Origin of the sequence: Humibacillus xanthopallidus (assembly GCF_044793955.1) — a bacterium.
Lineage (GTDB): Bacteria > Actinomycetota > Actinomycetes > Actinomycetales > Dermatophilaceae > Humibacillus > Humibacillus xanthopallidus_C.
Genome location: NZ_CP084995.1, coordinates 700972 through 727097, shown reverse-complemented (window position 1 = coordinate 727097; position 26126 = coordinate 700972). Strand labels below are relative to the sequence as shown.

Annotated in this window: 22 protein-coding genes; 10 read left to right on the top strand and 12 right to left on the bottom strand. The window is 71.0% G+C overall.

Annotation, left to right across the window (positions count from 1 at the left end; genetic code table 11):
* The first annotated feature begins 49 nt into the window (after window positions 1-49).
* A complete protein-coding gene (locus tag LG278_RS03330) occupies window positions 50-463 on the top strand; it encodes a DUF302 domain-containing protein (RefSeq protein WP_404390924.1) in 414 nt (137 codons plus the stop codon).
* A gap of 156 nt (window positions 464-619) precedes the next feature.
* A complete protein-coding gene (locus LG278_RS03325; RefSeq protein ID WP_404390923.1) occupies window positions 620-886 on the top strand; it encodes a metal-sensitive transcriptional regulator in 267 nt (88 codons plus the stop codon).
* Window positions 887-926: 40 nt separating this feature from the next.
* On the opposite strand, the gene LG278_RS03320 is transcribed toward LG278_RS03325, so the two are convergent.
* The 3 genes from LG278_RS03320 to LG278_RS03310 all read right to left on the bottom strand — a co-directional run bounded on the left by LG278_RS03320 (window position 927) and on the right by LG278_RS03310 (window position 8117).
* On the bottom strand, window positions 927-2189 hold the full coding sequence (locus tag LG278_RS03320) for an Nramp family divalent metal transporter (protein WP_404390921.1): 1263 nt from the start codon (window positions 2187-2189) through the stop codon (window positions 927-929).
* A gap of 108 nt (window positions 2190-2297) precedes the next feature.
* Complete coding sequence (locus LG278_RS03315) at window positions 2298-3767, bottom strand: hypothetical protein (RefSeq protein ID WP_404390919.1); 1470 nt, start codon at window positions 3765-3767, stop codon at window positions 2298-2300.
* Between the two features lie 102 nt (window positions 3768-3869).
* Window positions 3870-8117: a multicopper oxidase domain-containing protein gene (locus LG278_RS03310; protein ID WP_404390917.1), complete on the bottom strand. Its 4248-nt coding sequence runs from the start codon at window positions 8115-8117 to the stop codon at window positions 3870-3872.
* A 560-nt stretch (window positions 8118-8677) separates the two neighbouring features.
* Here LG278_RS03310 and LG278_RS03305 point away from each other — a divergent pair.
* Complete coding sequence (locus LG278_RS03305; protein ID WP_404390915.1) at window positions 8678-9025, top strand: helix-turn-helix transcriptional regulator; 348 nt, start codon at window positions 8678-8680, stop codon at window positions 9023-9025.
* Window positions 9026-9105: 80 nt separating this feature from the next.
* Window positions 9106-9474 (top strand): TraR/DksA family transcriptional regulator, encoded by a 369-nt coding sequence (locus tag LG278_RS03300; protein WP_404390913.1) that lies wholly within the window; start codon window positions 9106-9108, stop codon window positions 9472-9474.
* Window positions 9475-9505: 31 nt separating this feature from the next.
* Here LG278_RS03300 and LG278_RS03295 read toward each other — a convergent pair whose 3' ends face one another.
* Together LG278_RS03295 and LG278_RS03290 are read right to left on the bottom strand one after the other, a co-directional pair.
* Window positions 9506-9715 carry a hypothetical protein gene (locus tag LG278_RS03295; protein WP_404390911.1) on the bottom strand — a complete coding sequence of 70 codons (210 nt, stop codon included), beginning with the start codon at window positions 9713-9715 and terminating at the stop codon, window positions 9506-9508.
* A gap of 343 nt (window positions 9716-10058) precedes the next feature.
* Window positions 10059-10667: a TetR/AcrR family transcriptional regulator gene (locus tag LG278_RS03290; RefSeq protein WP_404390909.1), complete on the bottom strand. Its 609-nt coding sequence runs from the start codon at window positions 10665-10667 to the stop codon at window positions 10059-10061.
* A gap of 74 nt (window positions 10668-10741) precedes the next feature.
* On the opposite strand from LG278_RS03290, the gene LG278_RS03285 reads away from it, so the two are divergent.
* The gene (locus LG278_RS03285; RefSeq protein ID WP_404390907.1) at window positions 10742-12895 is read left to right on the top strand and encodes an MDR family MFS transporter; all 2154 of its coding nucleotides are present in this window, start codon (window positions 10742-10744) and stop codon (window positions 12893-12895) included.
* A gap of 382 nt (window positions 12896-13277) precedes the next feature.
* On the opposite strand, the gene LG278_RS03280 is transcribed toward LG278_RS03285, so the two are convergent.
* Window positions 13278-14420, bottom strand: coding sequence for an MFS transporter (locus tag LG278_RS03280; RefSeq protein ID WP_404390905.1), 1143 nt, complete (start codon window positions 14418-14420; stop codon window positions 13278-13280).
* Window positions 14421-14476: 56 nt separating this feature from the next.
* Here LG278_RS03280 and LG278_RS03275 point away from each other — a divergent pair, with 56 nt between their 5' ends.
* Window positions 14477-15070, top strand: coding sequence for a CGNR zinc finger domain-containing protein (locus LG278_RS03275; RefSeq protein ID WP_404390903.1), 594 nt, complete (start codon window positions 14477-14479; stop codon window positions 15068-15070).
* A 79-nt stretch (window positions 15071-15149) separates the two neighbouring features.
* Window positions 15150-15971, top strand: coding sequence for an oxidoreductase (locus LG278_RS03270; RefSeq protein ID WP_404390901.1), 822 nt, complete (start codon window positions 15150-15152; stop codon window positions 15969-15971).
* 162 nt (window positions 15972-16133) lie between these two features.
* Here the strand turns inward: LG278_RS03270 and LG278_RS03265 are convergent, their stop codons facing one another.
* The 4 genes from LG278_RS03265 to LG278_RS03250 all read right to left on the bottom strand — a co-directional run bounded on the left by LG278_RS03265 (window position 16134) and on the right by LG278_RS03250 (window position 21426).
* Window positions 16134-17624: a dihydrolipoamide acetyltransferase family protein gene (locus LG278_RS03265; RefSeq protein ID WP_404390899.1), complete on the bottom strand. Its 1491-nt coding sequence runs from the start codon at window positions 17622-17624 to the stop codon at window positions 16134-16136.
* 15 nt (window positions 17625-17639) lie between these two features.
* Entirely contained in the window at window positions 17640-18626 is a 987-nt protein-coding gene (locus LG278_RS03260) for an alpha-ketoacid dehydrogenase subunit beta (protein ID WP_404390897.1), read from the bottom strand.
* On the bottom strand, window positions 18626-19780 hold the full coding sequence (gene pdhA, locus LG278_RS03255; RefSeq protein WP_404390895.1) for a pyruvate dehydrogenase (acetyl-transferring) E1 component subunit alpha: 1155 nt from the start codon (window positions 19778-19780) through the stop codon (window positions 18626-18628). The genes LG278_RS03260 and pdhA overlap by 1 nt, the downstream gene beginning before the upstream one ends.
* A gap of 245 nt (window positions 19781-20025) precedes the next feature.
* The gene (locus tag LG278_RS03250; RefSeq protein ID WP_404390893.1) at window positions 20026-21426 is read right to left on the bottom strand and encodes an AAA family ATPase; all 1401 of its coding nucleotides are present in this window, start codon (window positions 21424-21426) and stop codon (window positions 20026-20028) included.
* A 215-nt stretch (window positions 21427-21641) separates the two neighbouring features.
* On the opposite strand from LG278_RS03250, the gene LG278_RS03245 reads away from it, so the two are divergent.
* Genes LG278_RS03245 through LG278_RS03235 form a run of 3 tightly spaced genes read left to right on the top strand, consistent with a single transcriptional unit; the run spans window position 21642 to window position 24526 of the window.
* Window positions 21642-22013 carry a hypothetical protein gene (locus tag LG278_RS03245; protein WP_404390891.1) on the top strand — a complete coding sequence of 124 codons (372 nt, stop codon included), beginning with the start codon at window positions 21642-21644 and terminating at the stop codon, window positions 22011-22013.
* A 3-nt stretch (window positions 22014-22016) separates the two neighbouring features.
* Window positions 22017-22919, top strand: a complete 903-nt coding sequence (locus LG278_RS03240) for a hypothetical protein (RefSeq protein WP_404390889.1) — start codon at window positions 22017-22019, stop codon at window positions 22917-22919.
* Window positions 22916-24526, top strand: a complete 1611-nt coding sequence (locus tag LG278_RS03235; protein ID WP_404390887.1) for an AarF/UbiB family protein — start codon at window positions 22916-22918, stop codon at window positions 24524-24526. Before LG278_RS03240 ends, LG278_RS03235 begins: the two co-directional genes overlap by 4 nt.
* Window positions 24527-24650: 124 nt before the next feature.
* Here LG278_RS03235 and LG278_RS03230 read toward each other — a convergent pair whose 3' ends face one another.
* Window positions 24651-25424, bottom strand: a complete 774-nt coding sequence (locus tag LG278_RS03230) for a hypothetical protein (protein ID WP_404390885.1) — start codon at window positions 25422-25424, stop codon at window positions 24651-24653.
* On the bottom strand, window positions 25421-26119 hold the full coding sequence (locus tag LG278_RS03225) for a hypothetical protein (protein WP_404390883.1): 699 nt from the start codon (window positions 26117-26119) through the stop codon (window positions 25421-25423). Before LG278_RS03225 ends, LG278_RS03230 begins: the two co-directional genes overlap by 4 nt.
* Between the last annotated feature and the right edge of the window lie 7 nt (window positions 26120-26126).

The window sequence follows — 26126 nt, the reverse complement described above, 5'->3', positions numbered from 1 at the left end:
CTCCACCCCGACCGACAGCCACCCGACCGACAGCCACAAGGAGCACCGCATGCACTACGCCCTGAGCACCACCGTCCCGGCCGGGTTCGACAAGACCCTCGACGCCACCCGGGCGCAGCTCGCCGAAGTCGGCTTCGGCGTCCTCACCGAGATCGACATGGCGGCCACCCTCAAGAGCAAGATCGGGGTCGACATCGCGCCGCAGGTCATCCTCGGCGCCTGCCGACCGCCACTCGCCCACGCGGCGCTGCAGGCCGAGCCCTCGATCGGGCTGCTGCTGCCGTGCAACGTCGTTGTTCGGGCGGTCGATGACGACCACACCATCGTCGAGGCGATGGACCCGGGGGCCATGGTGGGCATCACCGGCAACGACGCCCTGCTCGACGTCGCGACGGACGCCCGCGAGCGGCTGAGCCGCGCGCTCGAGTCCCTGACGACCGCACCCGCGGCCACCAGCTCCTGACCACTGCGCAGGAAGGGTCCACCCTGCTGCGCCCGACTGCCCGCACGCGGACGTAGCGTTGCGTCTGCACCACCTTGGTGCCTCACCGCCGCACCACCGCCACCCGAGCGCCACCCCATCGCATCGCCATCGCATCGCCATCGCAAGGAGCACGACATGGTCACCCTCAACCCCGACGACATGACCCCGGTCATCAACCGCCTCAAGCGCGCCCAGGGCCAGATCGGCGGCGTCATCCGCCTCATCGAGGAGGGCCGCGACTGCCGCGACGTCGTCAACCAGCTCGCAGCCGTCAACCGGGCCCTCGACAAGGCCGGCTTCGCCATCGTCTCGACCGGGCTGCGAGAGTGCCTCAACAACCCCGACGGCATCCAGCCCGAGGACCAGGCCGCGATGGAGAAGCTCTTCCTGACCCTCGCGTGACTGCTGGTCGACCCGTGCGTCTCGTCGACGGGTCGACCGGTCAGCCTCCGGAGACGATGAGGTAGGCGCAAAGGGCGATGATCACGGCGGTGATGAGCCCGGCGGTCGCCGTCGTGAGCGGGCGGTTGACCAAGCCGCCCATGAGCCGGCGATCACGGGTGAAGAGCAGCAGCGGGATCAGCGTGCCCGGCAGGGCGAACGACAGCACGACCTGGCTCCAGACGAGCGCGCTCGTCGGGTCGACCCCGAAGCCGAGGATGATGAGGGCGGGCACGACGGCGAGCAGGCGACGGAAGAGCGGTGCGATCGGCCGGCGACCGAAGCCGGCCATGACGACGTCACCCGTCTGCACGCCCACGAGCGTCGAGGCCAGACCCGACGCCAGCAGGGCCACGGCCAGCATCGTCGCGGCGATCTGACCCGTGTTGGCGGCGAGCGCGGCATACGCCGACTCGATGCTCGCCCCGGCCTGGCCGGGCAGGCCCGCCGAGAAGACGACGAGGCTGACGTTGGCCGCCCCAGCGACGGTCATGGCGATGACGACGCTGCGCACGGTGCGCCGGCCGGCGCGCAGCCGCTCCGCCTGCGAGATCTGCGCCGAGCCGTCGTCGCGCCCACGCGACGCCGCCGAGTGGAAGTGCAGAGCGTGCGGCATGACGGTGGCCCCGACGATGCCGACGGCGAGCAGGGCCGCCGACGAGTCGAGCGGGCCCGGCACCACCGAGCGCAGCAGCGCGACGCGGTCGACGTCGGCGATGAACACCTGCCACAGCAGCGACGCGATGATCACGACGAGCAGCACGAGCACGACCGAGTCGAAGTGGCTCCGGCCGCGCACCTTGAGGCCGAGCACGACGAGGCTGAAGGCTGTCACGCACACGGCGCCCACCATGAGCGGCATGTCGAAGAGCAGCTTGAGCGCGATCGCCCCGCCGACGATCTCGGCGAGGTCGGTCATGATGACGACGAGCTCGGCCTGCCCCCACAGCAGCAGCCGCCCCACGCCCGGGAAGCGCTCGGAGCTGTGCTCGGCCAGGCTCTTGCCGGTGACCATGCCGAGCTTGGCCGCGAGGTACTGGATGACCATTGCCGAGCAGCTGGCGAAGACGACGACCCACACGAGCGTGTAGCCGTGCTCGGCGCCGGAGCTGATGTTGACCCCGAAGTTGCCGGGATCGACGTAGGCGATCGCCGCGAGCAGGGCGGGCACGAGCGTGCGCGGGGAGGTGATGGTGCCACCGAGCCCACGCTCGGGTGACGCGTCGTCGACCCGACGCGGCTCCTGCGCCACTCGCTCACCCATGGGCACAGCATCGAGCCTCGGGGCCGGTGACGCCAACTCCCTGTTCACATTGAGACGGGACTCACCGCACCGCGGGTGCGCCGGGGCGCCTGCGCCGTCACGTCGCGGTCACTTCGCGGACGCGACTCCCAGCAGGGCGGCGAGCCCGAGGGCGCTGCGCGGGTCGTAAGCCGCGGTCCACAACCCGCCGTGCACCGCGGCATACGCCTCGTCCTGCCAGGGGTGCGGCTGAGCGGGTGCGCCGACGCGCAGGTCGTGCACGAGCAGGGCCGCCATGAGCGTGTTGGCGGTGCCGGGCTCGAAGACCTCGATGCCGAAGCGGTGGGCGCCGGCGTAGGCCGCGGCGAGCGCGCGGTTCTTGACGACCGAGCGGGTGCGCGTCGGAGGGGCGACCTTGAGCGACACGAGCCCACCGTCGGCGCGGTATGCCGTCGCCCTCCACCGCTGGAGCCGCTTGGCGAGCAGGTAGTTGGGTCCCTGCTGCAGCACGACGCTGTCGTTGATGCCCGGCGTCTCCGGCCCCCCGACCGGCACGTAGTTGCGGCGGAGCAGCCGTCCTCCGGAGAGCGTGCGCAGCGGCACGCGGAGGACCTTGCTCGTGCGGCGCTCGGCGTAGTTGGTGACCGAGCGCGCGACAGCCGATCCCGGCACGGCGAAGACGTCGGTCGGGGTGGCGAGGAAGGCGAGCGCCACCTCGCCCTGCCCCCGGGTCTCGATGACGCGGGCACTCAAGGCGTCGACAGCCGTGGAGACCCGCACGTTGGTGGCCCCGTCGGCATAGACGTAGTTGCCGATGACGAGCGGCCCCTCGAGGCGCTCGACCCATTGCGTCACGGCGCTGAGGTCGTGCACGAGGTCGCCGCCGAGACGCTCGGACAACGGTGAGTCACCGCGACGCACCGGCACGGTGATGGACCCGGCGCTCTTGCGGGTCTCGCCGATCAGCCTCTCCCACAAGTCCTTTCGCGGCAGGTCGACGGCGGCCACATCGGCGCCCCACCTCAGCAGAGTGCGCAGGGGGCCCATCTCGGCGGCCGCGCCGAGCACGACGACCGTGCGGTCGGAGAGGTCGAGCCAGTCGGGGTTGTCGATGACCGCGCCGATGGCCTCGGCGCAGGACGGCTCGACCGTGCCGGCCTCGACCCACGTGTCGACCCGGCGACGGAGCGCATCCCCCGAGAGCCGCTGACCGGCATACGGCACGGAGAGGGTGCGGTCGGGTGCGGCGACCCCGCGGATCGTCTCGTGCCCGAGCTCGGCCTCGGGAGGTCGGGAGAAGGCCTCGGCGAGCGGGCGGTCGTCGCCGCTCGACGACCAGCGCATCCGGTCGTGCAGAGCCGCGACGCCGTCGCGCGCGATGGTGACCGCGGCGTCGTCGGACGACAGGCCAGCCTCGACGAGGCGCCGGAAGTGCGGCAGGTAGCCCTGGCGCCAGTTCGTCTCGCGCGCAGCCGACGCCGAGCCGACCGGGTCGACGGCGCTGAGCGCCTCGGCCACGACGGCCCGCCCCACCACCGCGGTGCTTCGCCGCCCGGAGGAGGCGTCGACGGGGAAGACCACACCGCTGGAGTCGCTCATGGCCTCATCCTGCCGGAGGGGTCAACCCCCGCAGGACGAGGCCGTCGGGACCGAGAGGGGCGGGTCCCGACGGCCTCGTCGGCCGGTCTCAGCTGTCGCAGGTCACGGCAGCGGAAGGAGGTTGGACCAACCGGACTGGGTGGTGTCGCTGAAGGCGTGCACCCGGTATCGGTAGGCGACTCCGGAGGTGACGGACTGCGTGAACGTCGTGGCGTTGGCGGCCACGGTGGCGTTCACGACGTTGGTGCCGTCGGCATTGGTGCGCTGGATGAGGAAGCCGGTCTCGTTGTCGGAGTTGTCCGTCCAGCTGAGGTTCACCGTGGAGGTCTTCCTGTTCTTCACGGTCAGGGTGCCGGTGAGGTTGGACGGCGCGGCGACGGGGTCGTTGACGGCCTGTCCGGTGGTGCGGCTGTCGACCGTGATGGTCGGGAAGCCCCCTCCCGGCGGGAGGTTGTTGAACGCCGGGTTCGAGTAGTCCCAGGTGTCCCCGACCGTGTTGATCGCGTAGACCCGGTACTCGTAGACGGTGTTGCTCCCGGTGATGTCGGTGTAGCCGGTCGGTCCGGTGGCCGCGCCGGTGCTCGTCGACCCCACGGGTAGGGTGGTCAGGTTGACCCGGCCCTCGGTCTGCACCACGGCGCGCTGCGCCCAGGTGCCGGTCGTGCCCAGCCGGCGCTCGATGACGAAGGCGGTCTCGTTCCTCGAGTTGTCGGTCCAGGTGATCCGGTAGCCCCGGTTCGGGCCGGTGCCGGTCGTCCTCGCGAACGCGACGCCGGTCGGCTCCACCGGGTTGATCGCCACGGCCTGAGTGCGCATCATGTCCATCTCCTCATGGCTGAGGATGTGGCAGTGGAGCACGTACTCCCACCCGAAGTTGACGAAGTGGTTGATCACGTCGATCGGTTCGCCGTCGGGGTTGAAGGCCATCAGGGGCAGGCCCATCGCCTCCTGCTGCGTCGTGTTGGCGATGTAGGCCCCCGCCGGCATCGACGGGTCGAGCAGCCGCACGCTGTTGGGCAGCCCGTTCCATCCCGACGGGATGGGCGGGATGATCGGCCGGACCGCGACGATCGTGTCCTCGAGCGGGCTGATGCGGACGGTGTCCTTCCACCCCAGCTCGGTCGCCTCCGGTTTGCGGATGATGCCGTCCCAGCCGACCCGGTTGAGCAGCTGGACGTCGTAGAGGTGGAAGTGGATCGGGTGGGTGTCCACCCCGTTGTGGGTGAACTTCCAGATCTGGGTGCCGTCGTCTGCCTGCGAGATCGGCGTGGCCTCCACCCCCGGCGGCAGCTCGATGCCGTCGAGGACCTCGGTCGGTGGCATCGCGAAGCCGTAGAGGATCATGTTCTGCAGACCCGCTTGGGCGTTGGGTGTCTCCACCCCCAGGAAGCCGCTCATGCGCCCGTACTCGTTCTCGAACGCCTCCCCCATCTCGTCCTGGATCATCTTGGGTTTGAGATTCATCGTCAGCCGCTCCGCCTCCATGGAGGTGGTGAACGGTGCGCCCGGCGCGGTGGCCGCGTCTGGGTCGACGAGCCGGTTGAAGGTCAGCGACGTGTCGAAGATCTGCACGTTGCCATTGAGGGGACCGTTCGTCGGGAACGTGGTGCCGTAGGCGCTGTTGTACTCGCCCTGGCCCACGACGATCGGCTTCTGGCCCTTCTCGAAGACGCCGGATCCGTCGGCCTGGTGCGCGAAGGCGGCCTCGAGAGCGGCGACGTCGAACGGGGCCGCCGGAGCGGCATCGGCGACCTTGATCTGCATCACGGTGCGGGTGTTGGGTCCGTATCCGGGCAGGGTCGACGGCGCGCCGCCGGACTCGGTGTAGCTGCCGTTGCCGGTGTAGTAGTCGTAGCGCGGGTCACGCGCCGGGAAGGCCGCCGGGGCGTCGTTGTAGACGATCAGCGTCTGCCCTGCGTACTGCGACAGGTCCACGACCACGTCGAAGCGCTCGGCCGGCGCGACGAGCAGCGAGTGCTGGTCGACGTTGCCGGCGTTGAAGACCGTCGGGTCGTTGACCCAGGTGGTCGGGTGCGCCGGGACGACGGCGGGGGCCGGGAGGAAGCCGCCCTCGGTGCCCATGACGACCCAGTCCGGGCCCTCGGTGCCGGCAACCGGCGTCGGGAACACGGTCGGGTCCTCGAGCGCGGCCGCGACCTCGGTCGGGTTGAGCGCCACCTCGGTGCAGGCGACGCCGGTGCTCTCGGCGACAGGGGTCGTGGTGCCGTCACACACGGCGCCGTTCGCGTCGACGGCCTGGTAGAGCGACAGGTTGAGGAACCGGTCGTTCGCGGCGTTGAGGATCCGGAAGCGGTAGGGCTTGGGCTCCAGCGTCTTGTAGGGGTACGCCACCCCGTTGACGACGGGGGTGTCCATGAACGCCTCCATGCCCATCGAGTTGTACGGCGTGCTGGGCATCAGCTTCGGCTCGCACCAGCCAGCGTCGGGGTCACAGGTGGAGTCGTAGTACGCGTTGTCGATCGGCGGGTACTCCACGTTGGTCGTCGGGGGCCAGAACCACGGCCCGTAGGCCCACCGACCATAGGCGTTGACGCCCGATGCGTCGCCGGGGTTCTGGGCAGGCGAGTAGACGTGCGGCAGCCAGAGACTGCCCTCGCCACCCCACGCCTGCTTGTTCCAGGTCTCGTCCTGCTGGGCGAGCTGGGCGTCGTTGGGCACGAAGGTCTTGTCCTGGATGACGAGCGGGATGGTCGAGGCCGCGTCCGGGATGGTCCCTGCGGTGACCAGCCCCGCCTCGGTCGCGTCCTGGATGATGTACGGCGCGGCCATGCCGGCATACACGTTGAGGCGGGTGATGCCCCACGAGTGGTCGTGGTAGAACATCAGCCGCGCGCTCTGGGCGTTGGTGTAGTAGAGCGTCTGGACGCCGTCCTTGGGGTCGTCGGCGTTCGTCATGTCCGGCACGTTCTGCACGCTGACGCCCTGGGGGAACGGGGTGTCCTCGTTCGCCGGGGTGATCCACTGGTGCGGGGTGCCGTCCGAGATCCAGGGGGTGATGCCGCCGTGGAGGTGGTTGATCGCCCGGTTGTCCGAGTAGCAGTGGCCGGCAGCCACCATCGCGGTCTTCATCGCGAGGTCGTTGCACATGGGGACCTGCGGGTCCACCATCCCGGGGTTGTCCTCCATGAACTGGTGGCCCTCGGGCGTCATGCCCGCCCCCATGACCGTGGTGTCCACGGGCAGGAACAGGTTGCCACCCTCACCCGTGGGCAGCTGGTTCTTGAAGGTGATCCGGACCGGCCTGTCCTTCTGCGCCACGATGGCGGGGCCGAGGTAGCTCGGCGTCCCGGTGCCACCGTTGAGCTGCACGTAGCCGCGCAGCTGGGTGGCCGGCAGGTCTGCGTGCATCTTCTGGGAGTACTCCACGAGCCCGATCTCGTAGTAGTCGGACCCGGGATAGGTCGTGGTGTCCGGCACGGCCGCCTCGATGTCCGGCAGCTCGTCCTTGAACTTCTCGATCCCGCCGGTGACGGTCACCTGGTCCGGGCCGACGATGCTGGCGGCGAAGGAGTAGGTCCGCGCCTGGGTGAAGGCCGGGTAGGGAGCGGCCCCGAGAGTGACGTCGCTGCCCTGGAGCGGCACGGCGCTCGTGGGGTAGTAGATGCTGTCGGTCCCCGAGCCGCCGGTGAACGGGATGCCCTGGCCGTAGTGGGCGATGCGGTCACCGGCCTGGACCGCGAGGTTGCTCACCCCGAAGGTGGCCACCCCGGGCGTCGTGGGCGTGGTGAGCGCGCCACTGTCGAACAGCACCGAGTACTGGTTGGCCGTCCCGGTCGGGCGCAGCACGTAGGCGTGGAAGGACTTGCTCTCGGAGCCGGCTTGGACGAACGTCTGGAAGCCGGTGAGGAGTCCATCGGGCAGCACCTCGGGGCTCATCACGAGGACGTTCGTCGCCGTGTCAGTCGCGATCGACCGCTGCACGACAGGGTTGCCCACGAGGACATCCGCTCCGGGCGTCGTCGTCATCTCCGGCAGCGGGCTGTTGGCGTAGTTGGGGTGGCTGAAGTACCGAGGCACCGGCTCGCCGTTGTCGATGACGGGGGCCGCGGCGGCGGCGATGCCCGTCATGAGCGGGTTGAGGGCCCCGTCCTGCAGGGCGCGCGCGGCAGCCGCGTCGCGATCCTTTTGGACGATGGCCTTGGCCTGCTTCTCCTTGACCGCCTTGGCCTTGTCCTTGTAGCGGTCCTTCTCGCTGGCCTGGGGGGCGGTGATGCCCTGACCCAGATCGGCGCGCGCGTCCGTGACGGTGGCCGAGACGGCGGGGGCGGTCAGCGTCAGACCGACGATCCCCACGGCGCAGGCCAGCGCCCGTGTGACTTTCCTTCTCATCACCTTTGTCCATATCCGTAGGAGTTTCGCCGGGGAGACATGGCGGAGAATCGAAATTCCCGATCCCCCCTCTGGCGAGAGTAAGACGCAAACTATGCGCGCGGCACGGTATTAGGAATATCGGCGAACAGGGATCCTTGGCTTAGCGAAAGGCAGAAATGTCAACTATTCACATCACGCCCTCCGAGAGCAGCGGACAGTCTCGGGTTCGTCACGGGCACAAGCCTTTTCGCGCATGACGCATGGCCGAGACCGGGCGCAGAAAAGGCGAAGCAGAATACGCGAAACGCGTCTCCAGCAAAGGGTTTCCACCATGGCGCAACGTCCTTGCATCCGGCCGTGGCGCATGGCCATAAAGGCCTCCGCCGACGTCAGCCCGCCCCTGGATCACGGAAATGCATTTCCTGCGACGGCGTCTGTGCGCATAGCGCCCAAACCCGCCCTCCTCTGACATAGCCCTCAACGCATAGCGGACGAAAATGGCAAAAGGCAAGCCGTCTGTGACGAAGACCTCTTCAGGTTTCTCGCTGCATCTTCGGGACCGGAGTTACGCTCAAAACATGAGCAGGAAAGGATGGACCTTCCTCTCCAACCACGGACACGTACTCGTCTGCCTGGCGGACAATCCCGACATGCTCATTCGAGACATGGCCGACAACATCGGCATCACGGAGCGAGCGGTGCAGCAGATCGTGGCCGACCTCGAGGACGCGCAGGTCATCACCCGCCATCGCGAGGGCCGGCGCAACCGCTACGTCGTGCGACGGGACGTGCGCTTCAGGCACTCGCTCGAGGCCGGGCTGCGGGTCGGCGACTTCGTCGACCTCCTGCGTCAGCGGCCGCGGTTGCGGCGACTGACGGCCGAGGAGAGCGCGCGCCCTGCCGTCGCGCAGCGCGACGCCCGCTGACGGGTCGCGACGACTCGTGCCTTGGTGGTCTCCGCCACTGCGGCCAGCCGGCGGAGGGTGATCGGCGGAGAATGAGAGACATGAGCGAGATGACAGCAACCCAGGCGCAGGGCCTCGAGCACGACCGCGCCACCGAGCTCGAGCGGCTCGCAGCGTTGCGCCGGGAGTTCGACGAGGTGGTCGAGGCGGCCGAGGGCGCCAACGGCGATGACGAGCACGACCCGGAGGGCCCGACCATCGCCTATGAGCGCTCGCAGATCGCCGCCTTCATCACCCAGGCCGAGGAGCACCTCGCCGAGATCGAGGCGGCGCAGCGACGCATCGCCGACGGCACCTACGGTCTCTGCACGGTGTGCGGCGAGGAGATCCCGGCCGCCCGGCTCGAGGCGCGACCGACCGCGACGACGTGCGTCGAGCACGCCACGGCCGCACGGTCCGGCCCACTCTGACGAGGCAGTAGCCCACGCCGCGGCTCGATCCTCACCCCTGGCTCACGCGACGGTCGACCACGAGGTATTCGACGTGTGCCGTCGCGAGGTTGCCCGCCCGGTCGCGTGCGAAGCAAGTGACCCGGTGCACCCCGAGGCGGCGCGTGCTGAGGGCACGCCCTCCGTTGCAGGCCTGTCGCTCGACGCCGGACAGCGCATCGACGCCTCGCGGCTCCGCCGTGACGAGGCCGCGACGCGTCACGACCGACGGTCTGACGGACGGGTCGAGCCGGGGCGGGGTTAGGTCGATGACCTTGGCGGCGGGTGCGATGGCCGCGTCCACGTGGCCTGGGGCCGAACCACGGGGGCGCCGAGCCCGAGCCACGCCAGCACGGCCAGACCCACCAGCCAGGCGCACCCGGAGGCCACGCCCTGCCTTCGCCCGCGATCCATGCCCGGCCTCCTCGCCCTGCCATCAGCGGCACGGCTACAGATCAGAAGGCGCTGCAGGCGCTGGTGATACGCGTGGCCCGAGATCTGGCCACCAGTGGGACCGTGACGCAGCGGCCCCGCGGAGCGGGCAGGAGCACGACGCGCGCCGCGCCTCAGCCGAGACCGGCGGCGATCCGCGCGAAGGCGGTGTCGATGTTGCTGTCGAGGTCGCCGGACCCTCCGTGCTGCTGGTGCTCGATGCAGGCACGCACCGCCGCGATGGCCACGGCCACGGTGAGCCGCGGCTCCAGCGACTCGCCGGGGGCGAGGCCGAGTCGGCGTTCGAGCGCGGCGGTCAGGGCGTTCTCGATGCGGATGTTGTTGCCGACGAGCGCCGGAGCGAGCGCCGTCTCGCCGAGCAGGATGCGGCGGCGGCGCACCCGCAGCCCCCGGTCGATCGAGGCCGGGGCGAGCATGCCCGCGAGGATGCGCCGAAGGGCGTCGATCGACGACTCACCGTCGCGCACCTCATCCAGCTGGGCGGCATACGACTCGAGCTCCTCGCCCGTGGTGCCGATGACGGCGGCCTCCTTGGAGGGGAAGTAGTTGAAGAACGTGCGGGCGCTGACGCCGGCGCGCGTCGCGATCTCCTCGGTGGTGACGGCAGCAAAACCCTTCTCCTCGACCAGATCGAGGGCGGCTCCGTTGATCGCACGTCGGGTCTCGCGCTTCTTGCGCTCGCGCAGCCCGCAGGCCTCGTCGGTCAGCAGCTCGGTGCTCATGCCCTCATCGTGCCACGGCATGTGCAGTCGCTGCAATTTTGCAGTGACTGCACATTGGGAGTAGCGTCGAGCCCATGCCACAGATCTCCCAGGGGGTAGCCACGGACACCGCGACCAGCTCGACCGGCCCATCCGGCCCCACGACCGGCGCCTCGCCTGCCACGAAGGCGCCCGGACTCGACCGCGCCACCCGCAACATCTTCATCGCACTCATGCTCGGCATGCTCGTCGCGTCGATCAGCCAGACCATCGTCGGGCCGGCCATGCCGCGCATCGTCGCCGAGCTCGGCGGCATCGACCACTACGCCTGGCTCGCCACCGCGGCGATGCTCGTCAGCGCCATCACCGTGCCGATCGTCGGCAAGATGAGCGACCTCTACGGTCGTCGCGGCTTCTACCTCGGCGGACTCGTCGTCTTCATGGCCGGCTCGGTCCTCGCCGGCTTCGCGCAGAACTTCTGGTGGCTCATCGCCGCCCGGGCCATCCAGGGCATCGGCATGGGCACGCTGATGCCGTTGTCCCAGACGATCATCGGCGACATCATCCCGCCGCGTCAGCGCGGCAAGTACCAAGGCCTCATGGGCGGCGTCTTCGGCTTCTCATCGATCCTCGGCCCGCTGGTCGGCGGCTTCGTCACCGACAACTGGGGCTGGCGCTACCTCTTCTTCATCACCCTGCCGGTCGGCGTCTTCGCCTACTTCGGCATCAGCCGCTTCCTCCACCTCGAGTACACGCCGCGCGAGACCGTCATCGACAAGGCCGGCATCGCGCTGCTGTCGATGACCCTCATCCTGCTGCTCGTGCCGACATCGCTCGGTGGCACGACGCTCGCCTGGGGCTCGCCCGCCATCCTCGGCATGTATGCCGCCGGGCTCGTGACGCTCGCCGGTTTCATCGCCGTCGAGCGCCGGGCCGTCGAGCCGGTGCTGCCGCTGCGGCTCTTCCGCAGCCCCCTCTTCACGCTCAGCAACATCGCGGCCTTCATGGTCTCGGTCATGATGTTCGGCGCGATGATCTACCTGCCGGTCTATGCCCAGGGCGTGCTCGGGGCGTCCGCCACCAACTCCGGCCTCATCCTCATGCCGATGTCCGTCGCCATGATCGGCCTGTCGATCATCTCCGGCCTCGTCATCACCAAGACCGGCCGCTACAAGCTGCAGACGATCATCGGCATCCTCATCATGGGCGTCGGCTTCTGGCTGCTGACCCAGCTCCACTACGGCTCGAGCCAGCTCGACCTCACCCTCTCGATGATCGTCTTCGGCGTGGGTCTCGGCATGGCGCTGCAGGTCTTCACCCTGATCATCCAGAACTCCTCGCAGCGCAAGGACCTCGGTGTCGCCACCGCGTCGACGCAGTTCTTCCGCAACGTCGGATCGACCGTCGGCACAGCGGTCTTCGGCACGATCATGACCAGCGGCCTCGCCGGCAACATCGCCTCCCACCTGCCTGCATCAGTCGTCCAGCAGATGCAGGAGTCCGGGCAGGAGATCAGCGCCGGATCGGTGCTCGACCCGTCAGCCCTCGCCCAGCTGCCACCGCAGATCGCTGCTGGGGTGCAACAGGGACTGGCCGACTCGCTGCACATGGTCTTCGTCTGGGGCCTGGTCCCCTTCGCGCTCGCGCTGCTCGCCGCCCTCTTCATCAAGGAGGTGCCGCTACGCGACACCGTCCACACGCCCGACGAGGCCGGCATCGAGCTGCTCGACACGATGTCGCAGTCGGCTCCCGACGACGAGCTCAAGGTGCCGCTGGGCCGCGAGGCCGGCAACACGCGCACCCACGAGCGCCTGCTCGGCCTGCGCCTGGGCCTGCTCGCCGACTCGGCGCTGCGGGGCGACCGTCCGCTGCTGACCCGGGCCGTGACGCGGCTCGGCGACGGTGACCTCGACGCAGGCGCAGCGCTGCTGCACCGCACGTCACGCATGCTGACCACCGAGGACGCCACGCTGGCAGCCGAGACCGAGCGGTTCGCCGTCGAGGTCGCGGCCCGGGCCAAGGTGCCCGGGGGCATCCTCGACGAGGCGCTCAAGCGCGAGCTCGCCACAGCCGTGGCCGAGCGCGACACCCGCACCGTCATGACGACGCGCGAGCCCACCGTCGCCGAGCGTCACGAGGCGGTCGACATCCGCCTCCTCTCCGCCGTCGGTGACGACCTCACCGCCGCCTACCTCGTCGACCGGCAGAGTGCCCGCACCGTCGAGCGCGCCGAGGCAGTCGTCCGCTGACCAGCCCCTCAAGGTCGAGTGCTCAGTTCCCGACGAGATTTCACGTCAGGAAGTGGGCACTCGACCTGGCCCGTGCGTCGGGAAGTGGGCACTCGACTTGCCCATACGTCGAGTGCTCAGTTCCCCACGGGTTTGACGTCGGGGAACTGAGCACTCGATTCGGTGCCCGCGTCGGGAGGTGGGCACTCGACTTGCCCATACGTCGAGTGCTCAGTTCCCCACGGGTTTGACGTCGGGGAACTGAGCACTCGATTCGGTGCCCGCGTCGGGAGGTGGGCACTCGACCTGACCCGTGCGTCGGGAAGTGGGCACTCGACTGGGCGGGCCACGTCGAGGAGTGCACGCTTGTCGGGGACGGGCCTCACGGCATACCCCCTGGTTGTCACGCCGCCCGAGCGCGAACGTCGCGCCGCGCCGTGATCGCACCGTGGAGCACCGCCAGTCCCAGCGATGCGACGGCGCAGGTCAGCCAGAGCACGGACGTGTGTCGCTCGAGGAGGCTGGCGCCGATCACCGGCGCCGCCACGGTGGCGACTCCCCACGACAGCCCGAAGACCGCCATCACGGCCGAGGCTCCCCCGGGCCGAGCCATCCGCGCGGCGGTCGCCTGATAACTGCCGAGCAGCACTGACCCGCTGGCACCCTCGAGCCCCGCGCCGGCAAACAGGCCTCCGCCGCTACCGGTCGCCCAGAGCGCCAGTCCGGCTGCCAGCACGAGGTGCCCACCCACGAGCAGCGTCCCGGGGCCCGCCTGCTGCTCCAGTCGACGCACGACGGGCTGGGCGGCGATCGCGGCGGCCGCCGCCGTCGCGAGGAGCCACCCGGTCGTTGCCGGCCGGAGCCCTGCCAACTCGACCGCCAGCGGGAGCATGAAGACCACGACCATCACGACCGTCGCATGGAGGGTGGCGATCGCGGTCCAGCGCACCAGCGGCGCCGTGACCGCCGATCGCCACGGGGTCGCGGTCCGGTCGTGGGCTGCCGGATCCGTTGGCGCCGGCGAGGGCAGCCAGGCGAGCGCAGCACCTGCCGCGAGGGCGCTCGACGCCGCGTCGGCGACGAAGAGGGCGCCTACTCCCCACTGGCTGAGGAGGGCGGCGAGCAGTCCGGAGAGCACGCCGGCGACCGACAGCGCCGCCCAGAGCAGGGCAAACGCCGAGGTATGCCGTTCGGCGGGCACGTGCTCGGCGATCAGCCCCTGCGAGGCCGGCTCGATGATCTCGTAGGCCAGGCCGAGGGCGACCACGCCCGCGACGACGGTCGCCAGGCTCTGCCCCAGGCCGATGACGAGCTGGGCCGACGCGGTGGCCAGCAGCCCGATGACGATCGTCGGCCGCGGCCCCAAGCGGGTCGCGAGCACGCCGCCGAGCACCCGCGACGCGATGGTGCAGGCACCGAAGACCCCGAGCACGGTGCCGACCCCAGCGAGGTCGAGCCCGAGGTCACGGGCGAGACGGAGGCCGAGGAAGGCCATGCCGAAGCCGCCGAGCCGGTTGACGACGCGGATGACGACGATGGACCTCATGACTGCTGTAGCGTCGTTGACCAGTAACATGACCCGAACGTTAGGTGACTGCAGCAATGCGTTTCAACAGTCACGTGGAGCGGCTCCTCGTGTCCACGGTCGCTCTCGTCAACGAGCTCACGCCCGGTCAGGACGGCGGGCGGTCCGTCGGCGAGCCCGCCGGCGACGAGCTGGTCGAGGCGGTCGCGCGGGCGGTGCGCACCCAGGGCTACTCCGGGAGGACGACCGCCGCCGAGGCGAGAGCCCTGCTCGCTGAGGTGCGCGCCGCCCGTCAGGTCATCGAGGCCGTCGCCGTCGACGACCTCCCGGGGGCGGCCGCCCGCGTCAACGCCATGCTCGCCCGGACCCGGGCCCGTCCGCAGCTCGACCATGACGACGAGGGCGGCTTCCGGCTGCACTTCCACGGGCCCGACGACTCCTTCAGCCGGGGTTGGGCGGCCGGCCTCGCGGCCGGCCTCGCCATGGCCCTCGGTGGCGACGGCGGGCAACGGCTGGGGATGTGCGAGGCGCCGGCCTGTGACCGGGTCTACGTCGACCAGTCGAAGAACTCGCATCGGCGCTTCTGCGGGTCGCGGTGCCAGAGTCGGGTCAAGGCCGCCGAGCACCGCCGCCGCAGGTCGAGCGGCCACGCATCCGCGGCGACCAGCTGAGGGCAGCCGCGGCGACCGGCCGACCCCGCGGGGGCCGGCCGGTCGGCCGGGTCGCGGCCACGCCGCATACGGTGTCGGGATGAGCAAGGTAGCCCTCGTCACGGGTGCGTCGTCCGGCATCGGCGAGTCCATCGCCGTCCACCTCGTCGCGACCGGATGGACGGTGTATGCCGTCGCCCGCCGGGTCGAGCGGATGGCCTCGCTCGAGACGCGCGGCATCACGACGTTCCCGATGGACGTCACGGACGACGCGTCGATGATCGCCGGCATCGACCGCATCATCACCGAGCAGGGGCGGATCGACGCGCTCGTCAACAACGCGGGCTACGGCTCCTACGGTCCCGTCGAGCACGTGCCGATCGAGGAGGCGCGGCGGCAGTTCGAGGTCAACGTCTTCGGTCTGGCCCGGCTCACGCAGCTCGTCATCCCGCACATGCGCACCCGGCGCAGCGGCCGGATCATCAACATCTCCAGCATCGGCGGCAAGATCTATGAGCCGCTCGGCGCGTGGTACCACGCCACGAAGTTCGCCGTCGAGGGCTTCAGCGACAGCCTGCGCATCGAGCTCGCGCCCTTCGGCATCGACGTCGTCATCGTCGAGCCCGGCCCGATCCTCTCGGAGTGGAGCTCGATCGCCCGCGACAGCATGGTCGAGCGTTCGCTCGGCACCGTCTACGAGGACCTCGCCTGCCGGATGGCCGTGCTGTTCGAGCGCGTCGACACCCCGCGGATGAGCTCCGGGCCCGAGGTGGTGGCCGAGAAGGTCCTCACGGCCCTCGAGGCTGCCAACCCGGCGGCCCGCTACCCCGCCGGTCGGGGCGCCCGGGCGATCGTGGCCGCCCGCCGGCTGCTCCCGGACCGCGCGATGGACCTCGTCGTCAGACGCGCCCTCTCCGGCTGACCCGCACTCACCCGTCGAGAGGCCACTCTTCGTCGCCCGCTCACGTCGAGTGGCCACTCCTTGCCGCCTGCAGTGGCCTCTCGACGTGCGCTGAGCGACGAAGAGTGGCCACTCGACTGGCGGCCGGAGGTGGCCTCTCGACGGGTGGTGCGGAGGTGGGAGTCAGCCCCAGACCAGCGCCTGCGCCGGGTCCTCGAGGATGGCCGCGAGGTCGGACAGGAAGCGGCTTCCGAGCTCGCCGTCGATGAGGCGGTGGTCGAAGCTCACGGCGAGCTGGGTGACGTGGCGGATCGCGATCTCGTCGGTGCCGTCGGCGGCGGTGACGACCCAGGGCTGCTTGCGGATCGCGCCGAAACAGACGATCGCCGACTCACCGGGGTTGATGATCGGGGTGCCGCTGTCGACGCCGAAGACGCCGACGTTGGTGATCGTCACCGTGCCGCCCGACATCTCGGCCGGCTGCGTGCGACCCTCGCGGGCCGTCGCCGTCAGCTGCCCGATGGCCCGGGCCAGCTCGAGCATCGTCAGGGCGTGAGCGTCCTTGATGTTGGGGACGATCAGGCCACGCGGGGTCGCCGCGGCGATGCCGAGGTTGACGTAGTTCTTCTGCACGATCTCCTGGGCGGCCTCGTCCCACGTGGCATTCATGCCCGGGTTGCGGCGGATCGCGAGCACGAGCGCCTTGGCGAGCACGAGCAGCGGCGTGACCTTGACGTCCGCGAACTCCCGCGTGCCCTTGAGTCGCTCGACGAGCTCCATCGTCTTGGTGACGTCGAGCGTGATCCACTCGGTGACGTGGGGCGCAGTGAAGGCGGAGCCGACCATCGCCTGCGCGGTCATCTTGCGCACGCCCTTGATGGGGATGCGCTCCTCGCGCTCCCCCGACCCGAAGGGCACGCTGTATGCCGCTCCGCCGGGTGCCGCGGACGCGGCTGAATCTGCTTGGGGCGCAGTGGAGCCCGCGAGGTGCGCATTGACGTCGTCGCGGGTGATGACCCCGTCGGCTCCTGTCGGCGTGACCGCCGCGAGGTCGATGCCGAGGTCCTTGGCGAGCTTGCGCACGGGCGGCTTCGCCTTCGGGCGACCACCGTTGGCACCGTTGGCGTTGTCACCTGCTCCGTTGTCACCGAGGCCGTTGGTGGCGGCAGCGGGAGCCGTCGCCACAGGAGCGGCAGCCGGAGCGACGGGAGCGGGAGCCGCCGCGACGACCACCGGGGCCGGCGCGGAGGGAGCCGGCGACGCGACCGGGGCGGACGGCATACCGCCCCCGGAGGGAGCCCTGCGGGCCCGGCGGGCCGTGGCCCCGGCCTTGGCGCCGTAGCCGACGAGAATGGCGCCCTCACCGCTGTCGGCGGGCTGGGCCCGCTCACCCGGGATCGCCGGTGCGACAGAGGGTGCGTCGTCGCCCCCGAGGCCGTCGTCGATCGAGATGATCGGCGTGCCGACGTCGATGGTCTGACCGACCTCGACGAGCAGCTGCTTGACGGTGCCGGCCCACGGGATGGGCAGCTCGACGAGGGACTTCGCGGTCTCGATCTCGAGCACCACGTCGTTGACCTTGACCGAGTCGCCGGGCGCCACCTTCCACTCCACGATCTCGGCCTCGACCAGTCCCTCGCCCGGGTCGGGCAGGTTGAACATCTTGATTGCCATGTGTCGCAGCCCTTCTCAGTACGCGAGCGCGCGGTCGACGCCGTCGAGGATGCGGTCGAGGTCGGGGAGGAACTCCTCCTCCATCCGGCTCGGCGGATAGGGGATGTTGGCGCCGCCGACGCGGATGACCGGCGCCTCGAGCTCGTAGAAGCACTGCTCGGTGACCTGGGCGGAGATCTCCGAGGCCATGCCGAGGAAGCTGCTCGCCTCGTGCACGACGACGAGGCGTCCGGTCTTGCGCACCGACGCCACGATGGTCTCGATGGGCAGCGGGGAGAGGGAGCGCAGGTCGATGACCTCGATGCTCGTGCCCTCGGCCTCGGCCGCCGCGGCGGACTCGATCATCGTCTTGACGACGGGACCGTAGCCGAGCAGCGTCACGTCGGTGCCCTCGCGGATCACGTTGGCCTCGAAGAGCCCTCGCGGCGCCGACGCCGCGCCCGTGTCGTATTCGGCGCGGTCGTGGTAGCGCCGCTTGGGCTCGAAGAAGATGACCGGGTCGTCGCACGCGACGGCCTGCTGGATCATCCAGTGCGCGTCCTCGGGGTTGCTGCACGCCACGGTGCGCAGCCCCGCCGTGTGGGCGAAGTAGGCCTCGGGGCTCTCGGAGTGGTGCTCGGGGCTGCCGATGCCGCCGCCGAAGGGGATGCGGATGACCATCGGGATCTTGATGGCCCCGAGCGAGCGGGCCCGCATCTTGGCGACCTGGCTGACGATCTGGTCGAACGCCGGATAGACGAAGCCGTCGAACTGGATCTCGCAGACCGGGCGGTAGCCGCGCAGGGCCATGCCGACCGCGGTGCCGACGATGCCCGACTCGGCGAGCGGGCTGTCGATGACGCGCTCCTCGCCGAAGTCCTTCTGGAGGCCCTCGGTGATGCGGAAGACGCCGCCGAGCTTGCCGATGTCCTCACCGATGAGCACGACCTTGGGGTCGGCCTCCATGGCCTTGCGCAGGCCGTTGGTGATGCTCTTGCCGAGGGTGACCTTCTCGAGCGCCATCAGTTCGCCTCCTCGAAGCTCGCCTTGTAGGCGAGGTAGGCGGAGCGCTCCGCCTCCATCACGGGGTGGTCCTCGGCATAGATGTGGTCCCACATCGTCTCGCCGGGCAGGGTCTCCATCGTGACGCAGCCCTCGCGCAGCTCGGCCGCGAAACGGTCGGCCTCCTCGTCGACGGCGCTGAAGTAGGACTCGTCGGCCATGCCCTCGTGGGCAAGGTAGGACTTGAGGCGCAGGATCGGGTCGCGGAACTTCCACTCCTCGACCTCGGCCGACACGCGGTACTTCGTCGGGTCGTCGGCGGTGGTGTGCGCGCCCATCCGGTAGGTGTAGGCCTCGATGAGGAGCGGGCCGTTGCCGTTGCGCGCCTCCTCGAGGCAGTGCTGCGTCACGGCATACGTCGCGAGGATGTCGTTGCCGTCGACGCGCACGCCGGGGAAGCCGAAGCCGCGGGCGCGCTGGAAGAGCGGGATGCGGGTCTGCTTCTCGACGGGCTCGGAGATGGCCCACTGGTTGTTCTGGCAGAAGAAGACGACGGGAGCATCGAAGCTCGCGGCGTAGACGAACGCCTCGTTGACATCGCCCTGCGAGCTGGCGCCGTCACCGAAGTAGCAGATGACGGCGGTGTCGCGGTCGGGGTCGCCCGTGCCGACGTTGCCGTCCATCCGCACACCCATGGCGTAGCCGGTGGCGTGCAGGGCCTGGGCTCCGATGACGATCGTGTAGAGGTGGAAGTTGTGCTCCGTGGGGTCCCAGCCGCCCTGGCTGACGCCGCGGAAGAGCTGCAGAGAGCTCTGCGGGTCCATGCCGCGCACGAAGCCGACGCCGTGCTCGCGATAGGTCGGGAAGACGAAGTCGTGCGGTCGCAGGGCGCGACCGGAGCCGACCTGCGCCGCCTCCTGGCCGAGGAGGCTGGGCCAGAGGCCGAGCTCGCCCTGGCGCTGCAGGGCATAGCCCTCGGCGTCCAGGCGGCGGATGAGCACGAGGTCGCGGTAGAAGCTCCGCAGCTCGTCGGCCGTCAGGTCCGCGACGTACTTGTCGTAGTCGGGATGGGACACGCGCTGACCCTCCGGGGTCAGCAGCTGGATCATGTCCGGGCCACCGTCGCCGACCGCGGGGGTCGGCTCCTGCAGCTCGGCGACTACCTTGTCGCTCACAGGGCGCTCCTTTGCCGGTGGGGCCGGCCTCTGTCGGGCCGCGCGCGGGGGTCACCCGCCCGACGGCTGTGTCACACGCGCCTGCCGAGGTGACGGCGGACACGTGCGGGTCCTCGGCACGGAACTTACCGGAGCCTCCCGGGAATCTCACAATGCGGGACGCCCCGACACCGCCGCCCCGCACGTATGCCGCCCGCCGGCCTCCCGTGACCGGGCGACCTGACGCCGTGGCCGGCTGCCCGGGGTCACCGTCGGGTGCCCCAGGTCCAGGCCGGTGTGGTGAGCAGCCCCTGCCCCTGCACGAAGGTCTCGCCGAGGTCCTTGACGAGCACGATCGAGCGCGCCGGTGACCCGAGGCCGGCCTCCTCGGCTCCTGCCTCGTCCGGCTCGCGCTGGGTGTCGGTGTCGGTGTCGTGGTCGGCGCCGATCCCCAGCTCCGCGACGAGCCGGGACGAGTGCGACACGACCATCACCTGGCTGTGCTCGGCGGCTGCCCGGATGAGTCGGGCCAGGGGCGGCAGCAGGTCGGGGTGCAGCGAGGTCTCCGGCTCGTTGAGCACGAGCAGCGGCGGCGGGTCGACGGTGAGCAGGGCCGCGACGAGCAGCAGGTAGCGCAGGGTGCCGTCGGAGAGCTCGGCACTCGAGAGCGGGCGCAGCATGCCGGGCTGGTGCAGTGCGACGTCGAAGCGCCCACCCTCGGAGGTCACCTCGAGGATCGCGCCGTCGAAGGCGTCGGCGACCGCGCGGTCGAGGACGGACCGGCCGTGCTCGCGGATCGTCTGGAGAGCGGCGGCGAGGTCGTGACCATCGTCGGAGAGGACCGGCGTGCGCGTGCCGACGTGCGCCTGACGGGCGGGCGCTGCCGCGTCGGCGCGGAAGGAGTCGTAGAAGCGCCAACCCCGGATCAACCGTCGCACCCGGATGAGCTCGGGTGCTCGCTCGGGGTCGGCGAGCTCGGTCAGCATGCTCTCCCAGGGCCGGAGCGAGCGGGTCAGCTCGACCCAGCCCGGTCGCGCACCGCTGGGCGCGCCGACACCCGGCCCGAGACCTGCCCCGGCACCCCCTGCGCGCCCTCGCGCGCCGCCGGGCGTGAGCGGGTCCGACTCCCACTCGTCGTCGCCGCCCCAGCCGTCGTCCCACCCGTCGTCGGGCCCGACCGGAGCCCGGGTCTCGACTCGCCCCCAGCGTCGACGCACGAGCACCGATCCCGGGCGCATGACCGGCCCCGACCACACCACCTCCCGCTTGATCTCGGGGTCGCGCAGGAAGGCCGAGCCCTCACCTCCCTCGTGACCGCCCGACGACTGCTGCGGCAGACCGAGGTCGACGAGGTAGCCGAGATCGTCGGACGCGAAGCCGAGGCGCAGGCTGATCGGCCCCCTGCGCGCCGTGCCCTGCACTGCATGCCCCTCCCGCCTGGCCCCGCCCAGGGTCGCCGGCCCTGCCCACAGTGCCGACTGCAGGCCACCCTCGCGGGCCAGCGTGCCGACGACGTCACCGCGCCCGCACCCGGCGAGCAGCCGCAGCGCGCGATAGAGGCTCGACTTGCCGCTGCCGTTGGCGCCCGTGACGACGTCGAGTCCGTGCAACGGCACGACGACGTCACGCAGCGAGCGGTAGCCCGAGACGGCGACGGTGGTCAGCATGCGCCGACCGTAGGCCGCAGCGCCGACAGCACCGGACGGCATACCGCCGGGGGTGGCCCGGCAGCCACGGAGCAGCGCGCCTGCGCGGCGTATCAGCGCGCCTGCGCGGCGTATCAGCGCGCCGGCACGGCGCCTCTGCACGGTGGTGATCCGATCCGGATTCCCCTCACCGCCACGGTCACCGGGGGCGTGGCAGCAATCAGAGGAGCCTAACCATGGGGTTCTACATCAAGGACCTTTACGTCCACCGCGTGCCGAAGTTCCGCTGGCACGACCCGCTCACCAACCCGCCGACGATCCCGGAGACCTCACCGATCATCCGGGCGGCTGCGTTGTCGCCGCACGTCGCGGTGGGTCGCGGCGGCGGGGGCGCGGTCGGCCTTCCGGCCGACGACAACACGCTCTACACGATCCCGACGCCGATCACCCCGATCGTCTTCCCGGGCAGCCGCCTCGAGGAGACCGACCTGCAGCTCGTGCGCGACAACCTCCGCGTCACCCTCGAGGCCGTCGAGAAGCAGATCGACTCCATGCAGGCGACCGGCGAGGACCTCGCCTACGTCGCCTCGGTCGTCGGCAAGGGCTGACCGATGGCACACCCCTCCGGTGGGCGCCTCGCCGAGCTGACACGGACCGCCGTCGTGCGGGCCGCGGCGCTCACCGGTCGGGTGGACCCGGCGACGACCGACTCGGCGGCGCTGGCCTCCCTGCTCTATCGCGCCGGCGGCTGCGTGCCCGACGGGCGGCTCGACCCGCGGTGGGCACGTCACGTCGTCACGGCAGCCGAACGCACCGCGGGGTCCGGCCTCACCGGCCACAGGCGGTCGGTGGCACGCCACTGGCACAGCTGGACCGCGACCGACGCAGACCCGACCACCCTCGTGCACAAGATCTATGTCAGCCCGACGGTGCGCGACGTCGCCACCACGCTCGGCGTCATCCTCACGCATGCGCCCCTGCTCGGCGTGCCGGCCTGGAAGGTCGGCGCCGACCTGGCCGGTCTGCACCGACCCGACAAGATCGTGCTCTATCTCGCGAGCGCGGACCGGGCCGACCGCGTCGCATCGGCGTTCGCTCTCGCTCTGGGCGGCTTTGCCGCACAGGGGGTTCCGTTCACCGGCCAGGTGGGCGCCACCGGCATCGTGTCGCGTGGTCGAGACGTCGCCGGCACGAGCTGGCGCGCCGACGTATGCCGCATGGTGGCCGATTCGCTCTGCGCCACCAGGGTGACCCTCGGCCTCCAGGCGAGCGCTGCGGACGTCGCCGACGAGGCGCTTGCGCAGCTTGCCGCCCACGGACTCGATGTGGAGACGTGGCACCCGGCGCCGGATGAGATGGTCGAATCGCGCTCTGCTGCAAACTTGTCCGCCATGTCATCGCCTGTAACCGTCAGAGCCGACCGTCGCGACGCCACGTCATCGGCGGCAAGAGCCGGTGCGTCGCTCGAGACTCCGGCGCCGCGACGCACCCGAGCCGAGGTGACCTGCTCATGACCGTGGCCGACGTGCGCTATGTCCTGCCGACCGACACGGAGGTCGTGTCCCTTCCGGACCACGGCGAGGTGCTGCTCGCCCGTCGTGGCAGCCGCGTCACCCCACAGCTGCTCTCGGCCGACTCGATGCAGCTGCTCGAGCAGTTCCGGTCACCGTCGACGCTGACCGAGGCGATCCTCGGCTACTGCTCGACGACGGGCGGTGACCCGATGGCGACCCTCGACGAGGCCTTCGCCGTCCTCGTCGCGCTCACCCACGCCGACCTGCTCGTGCCCGAGGGCTCCGACAGTGCCGCCAGCGTCGAGGACCGTCAGCGCGTCGGCGAGGTCGTCGGCCCGGCGACGATCACCGCACGCCTGCGCACGCTGCGGGACAGCGAGGTGTGGCGTGGCGTGCTCTGCGACGGCACCGCGGTCGTCGTCAAGATCGTCGACGAGGCGGGCCTCGGCCCCGACCTCTTCGCCCGGGAGGTGGCGGCTCTATGCCGGTTGTCTCCGCTCGCGGGCACCGACGTGCCTCATCTCGTGTGGCACGAGGCGTCACCCACCGGCGGCACCCTCGTGCTCACCGAGGTGGCCGGAGACCCGGTCGACCTCGCCGTGGCCGACCGTGACGACGAGGCCCGCAGGGCCGTTGCCGTCGCCGTCCTCGATGCGTATGCCGCCGTGCACGAGCGCGGCGTGCTCCACGGCGACGTGCACGCCGGCAACGTCCTGCTGCGCCCTGACGGCACCGTCACGATCATCGACTTCGGCCTCGCCCAGGTGAGCGAGGCCACCGGGGCCGCATCGGCGCCGGCCCCGCGGGCGGGCGGAGGCGAGGGGCTCGACCCCGCCTGCGCCCGAGCGCTGCTGCAGGGCAAGGGCCTGCCTCCTCTCGACGCAGCGTCGGAGCAGTATGCGATCGCGACGCTCGCCCACCGTGTGCTGACCTCGACCTCCTACCTCGACCTCGCGTGCGAGCGCGAGGAGGCGCTGCGCCGGATCACGGCGGACGCGCCCCGTCGCTTCGCCGCGGTCGGCGTCGTCCCGTGGCCGTCGGGCGAGCGTGTGCTGCACCGGGCGCTGGCCAAGTCGCCTGCCTCACGCTTCACGTCGACGACTGCACTGCGCGACGCCCTCGTGGCCGCCACCGGTGTCGACAGGGCGGCTGACGAGGGGCCGGCTGACGAGGCCACCCGCGATGCCCTCACCGCCACCGAACTGGCGCGCGCCGTCGGGTCGCTCGACGTCGACAGCGAGGTCTGGCAGGGCGCCGGCCCTGACGAGGCGGCCCACGCGGCGTGGTTCCTCCAGCGCGTCGCGCACCTGACCGGCGATGTCACCGCGCACGACCTGGCGGCGCTCTGGACCATCCGGGCCGACGGCTCGGCGCCGGCGCGACCGCGCGATGACGAGGGGGTCACGCGGGTGCACCGTGAGCTCGACGCCTACTGCCGCACCGGCCTCGACGTCCACCTGCGTCGGGCCCAGGCTGTCGCCACCCGGCTCGCCACGGCTCCGGTCTGGAGCGTCGACGTGCGCCGCGGCCGCTGGGCCAGCGTGCTCGCGTCGCTCGAGTGCCGGAGCCCCGCCGACGCCGTTCTCCCCGGCACCCCCGCCCTCTGAACCGTCGAGTGCCCACTTCCCGACAGGAAGTCCAGCTCGAGTGCTCACTTTTCGACAGGCACCCGGCAAGAAGAGGGCACTCGACGTGCGGGGGGCGTCGGAAAGTGGGCACTCGACGTGCGGGTCAGGTCGGGGGGCGGAAGCGGTCCTCCCGGCCGGCGCCGTCGCTGAAGCCGACGCCCTCTCCGCTGCGGTCGCCCTCGCGCACCGTGCCGCCCGCCGAGCGAGCGTCCCGCAGCTCGGCCGTGCCCACCCGAGGCTGCCCCGGCGACGCCTCGGACTCCTCGTCGGCCTGAGCTCGCGCCCGACCGCGAGCCGCGAGCCGTCCCGTGAGCGCCACGACCGGCCGCGCGAGACCGACGACGGGCCGCCAGAGCATCAGCAGCAGCGCGACGAGAAGCAGGGCCGACGCCGCGAGTGCCACCTGGCCGGTGGGGAGGGTGTCGACCCGGAAGCCGGTGACCTCCACGGCCGAGTAGAGCGCGACGTTGCCGAGCCGTTCGAGCGCCGATCCCCCGACGACGGCCAGGGCGAAGGCGACTCCGGCAGCGCCGAGCACCCGCCCGTCCGACCCCCGGCGCAGCAGCCATGCCAGTCCCCCGAGCAGCCCCGCGAGGCACGCCACCCCGAGCACGTAGGCGGGCATCAGGTTGAGCGCGTCGTTCTGGGCCACCGCCTCGTCGCCGGTCATCTCGTAGCGACCCCAGCTCCACACCTGCTGCACGAAGTCGGACGACGGGCCGTCGGGTCCGATGGGCTGGGAGATCTGCAGCACCGGCCAGATGATCGTCGCGGCAGCGAGCACGCTTCCCAGCAGAGCCGGGACCGCGGCCGGCGGCCGTCCCCGGACGAACGGCATACGGGCCCATATCTCTCGCCACCTCGCCACCGCGCTCATCGACGCTCCTCGTCGGACAGTCCCACCTCGGGGCCGTCGAGTCGAGCGCCCTTGGGGCGCAACGCCGCCGCTGACGACGCCGCTCCGGTATGCCGTGTGGCCGGCTCTTCGGGGTCATGACGTGCCAGCTCGGCGGGCTCCGGTCGAGACGCCCCCCTCACCAGCCCCACGCCCATGAGGACCAGTGCGGCGAGGAGCACCACGGCCGAAGCCGTCTCGAGCCATCCCACCGTCGTCGAGCCGGAGGTGACGCTGAGCCCGGCCTCGCTCGCGATCTCCTCGCGGAAGACGCGGCCGTGCCTCTCGGCGGCCGTCGTCAGCAGCCGGCCGGCCAACAGTGCCAGTGCGATCGGGGCGAGCAGGACGACTACACCTCGAGCGAGGGCCCACACCGCGACGGCGACCGCTCCCAGCACGAGGAGCACGACGGCGACAGCCAGACCCACCGGGTTGGGCACGAGGTCGAGCTCCACCCCGGTCAGCCCGGTCACGTCGACCCGGCCCCAGCTCCACTGCCACTGCTGCGAGAGCAGCTCTCCGCGCTGGCGGTCCGACACGGTCTGCAGCCACGTCGGCCCGACGAGCGACGGCACGGCCATCGCCACCCCGAGCAGGGCCACCAGCGCAACTGGCCACCGGCCCGCCACCGGGCGGACCGATCGCAGGCCGGCGAGCACACGCCCCGACGTCCTCACCCTGCCT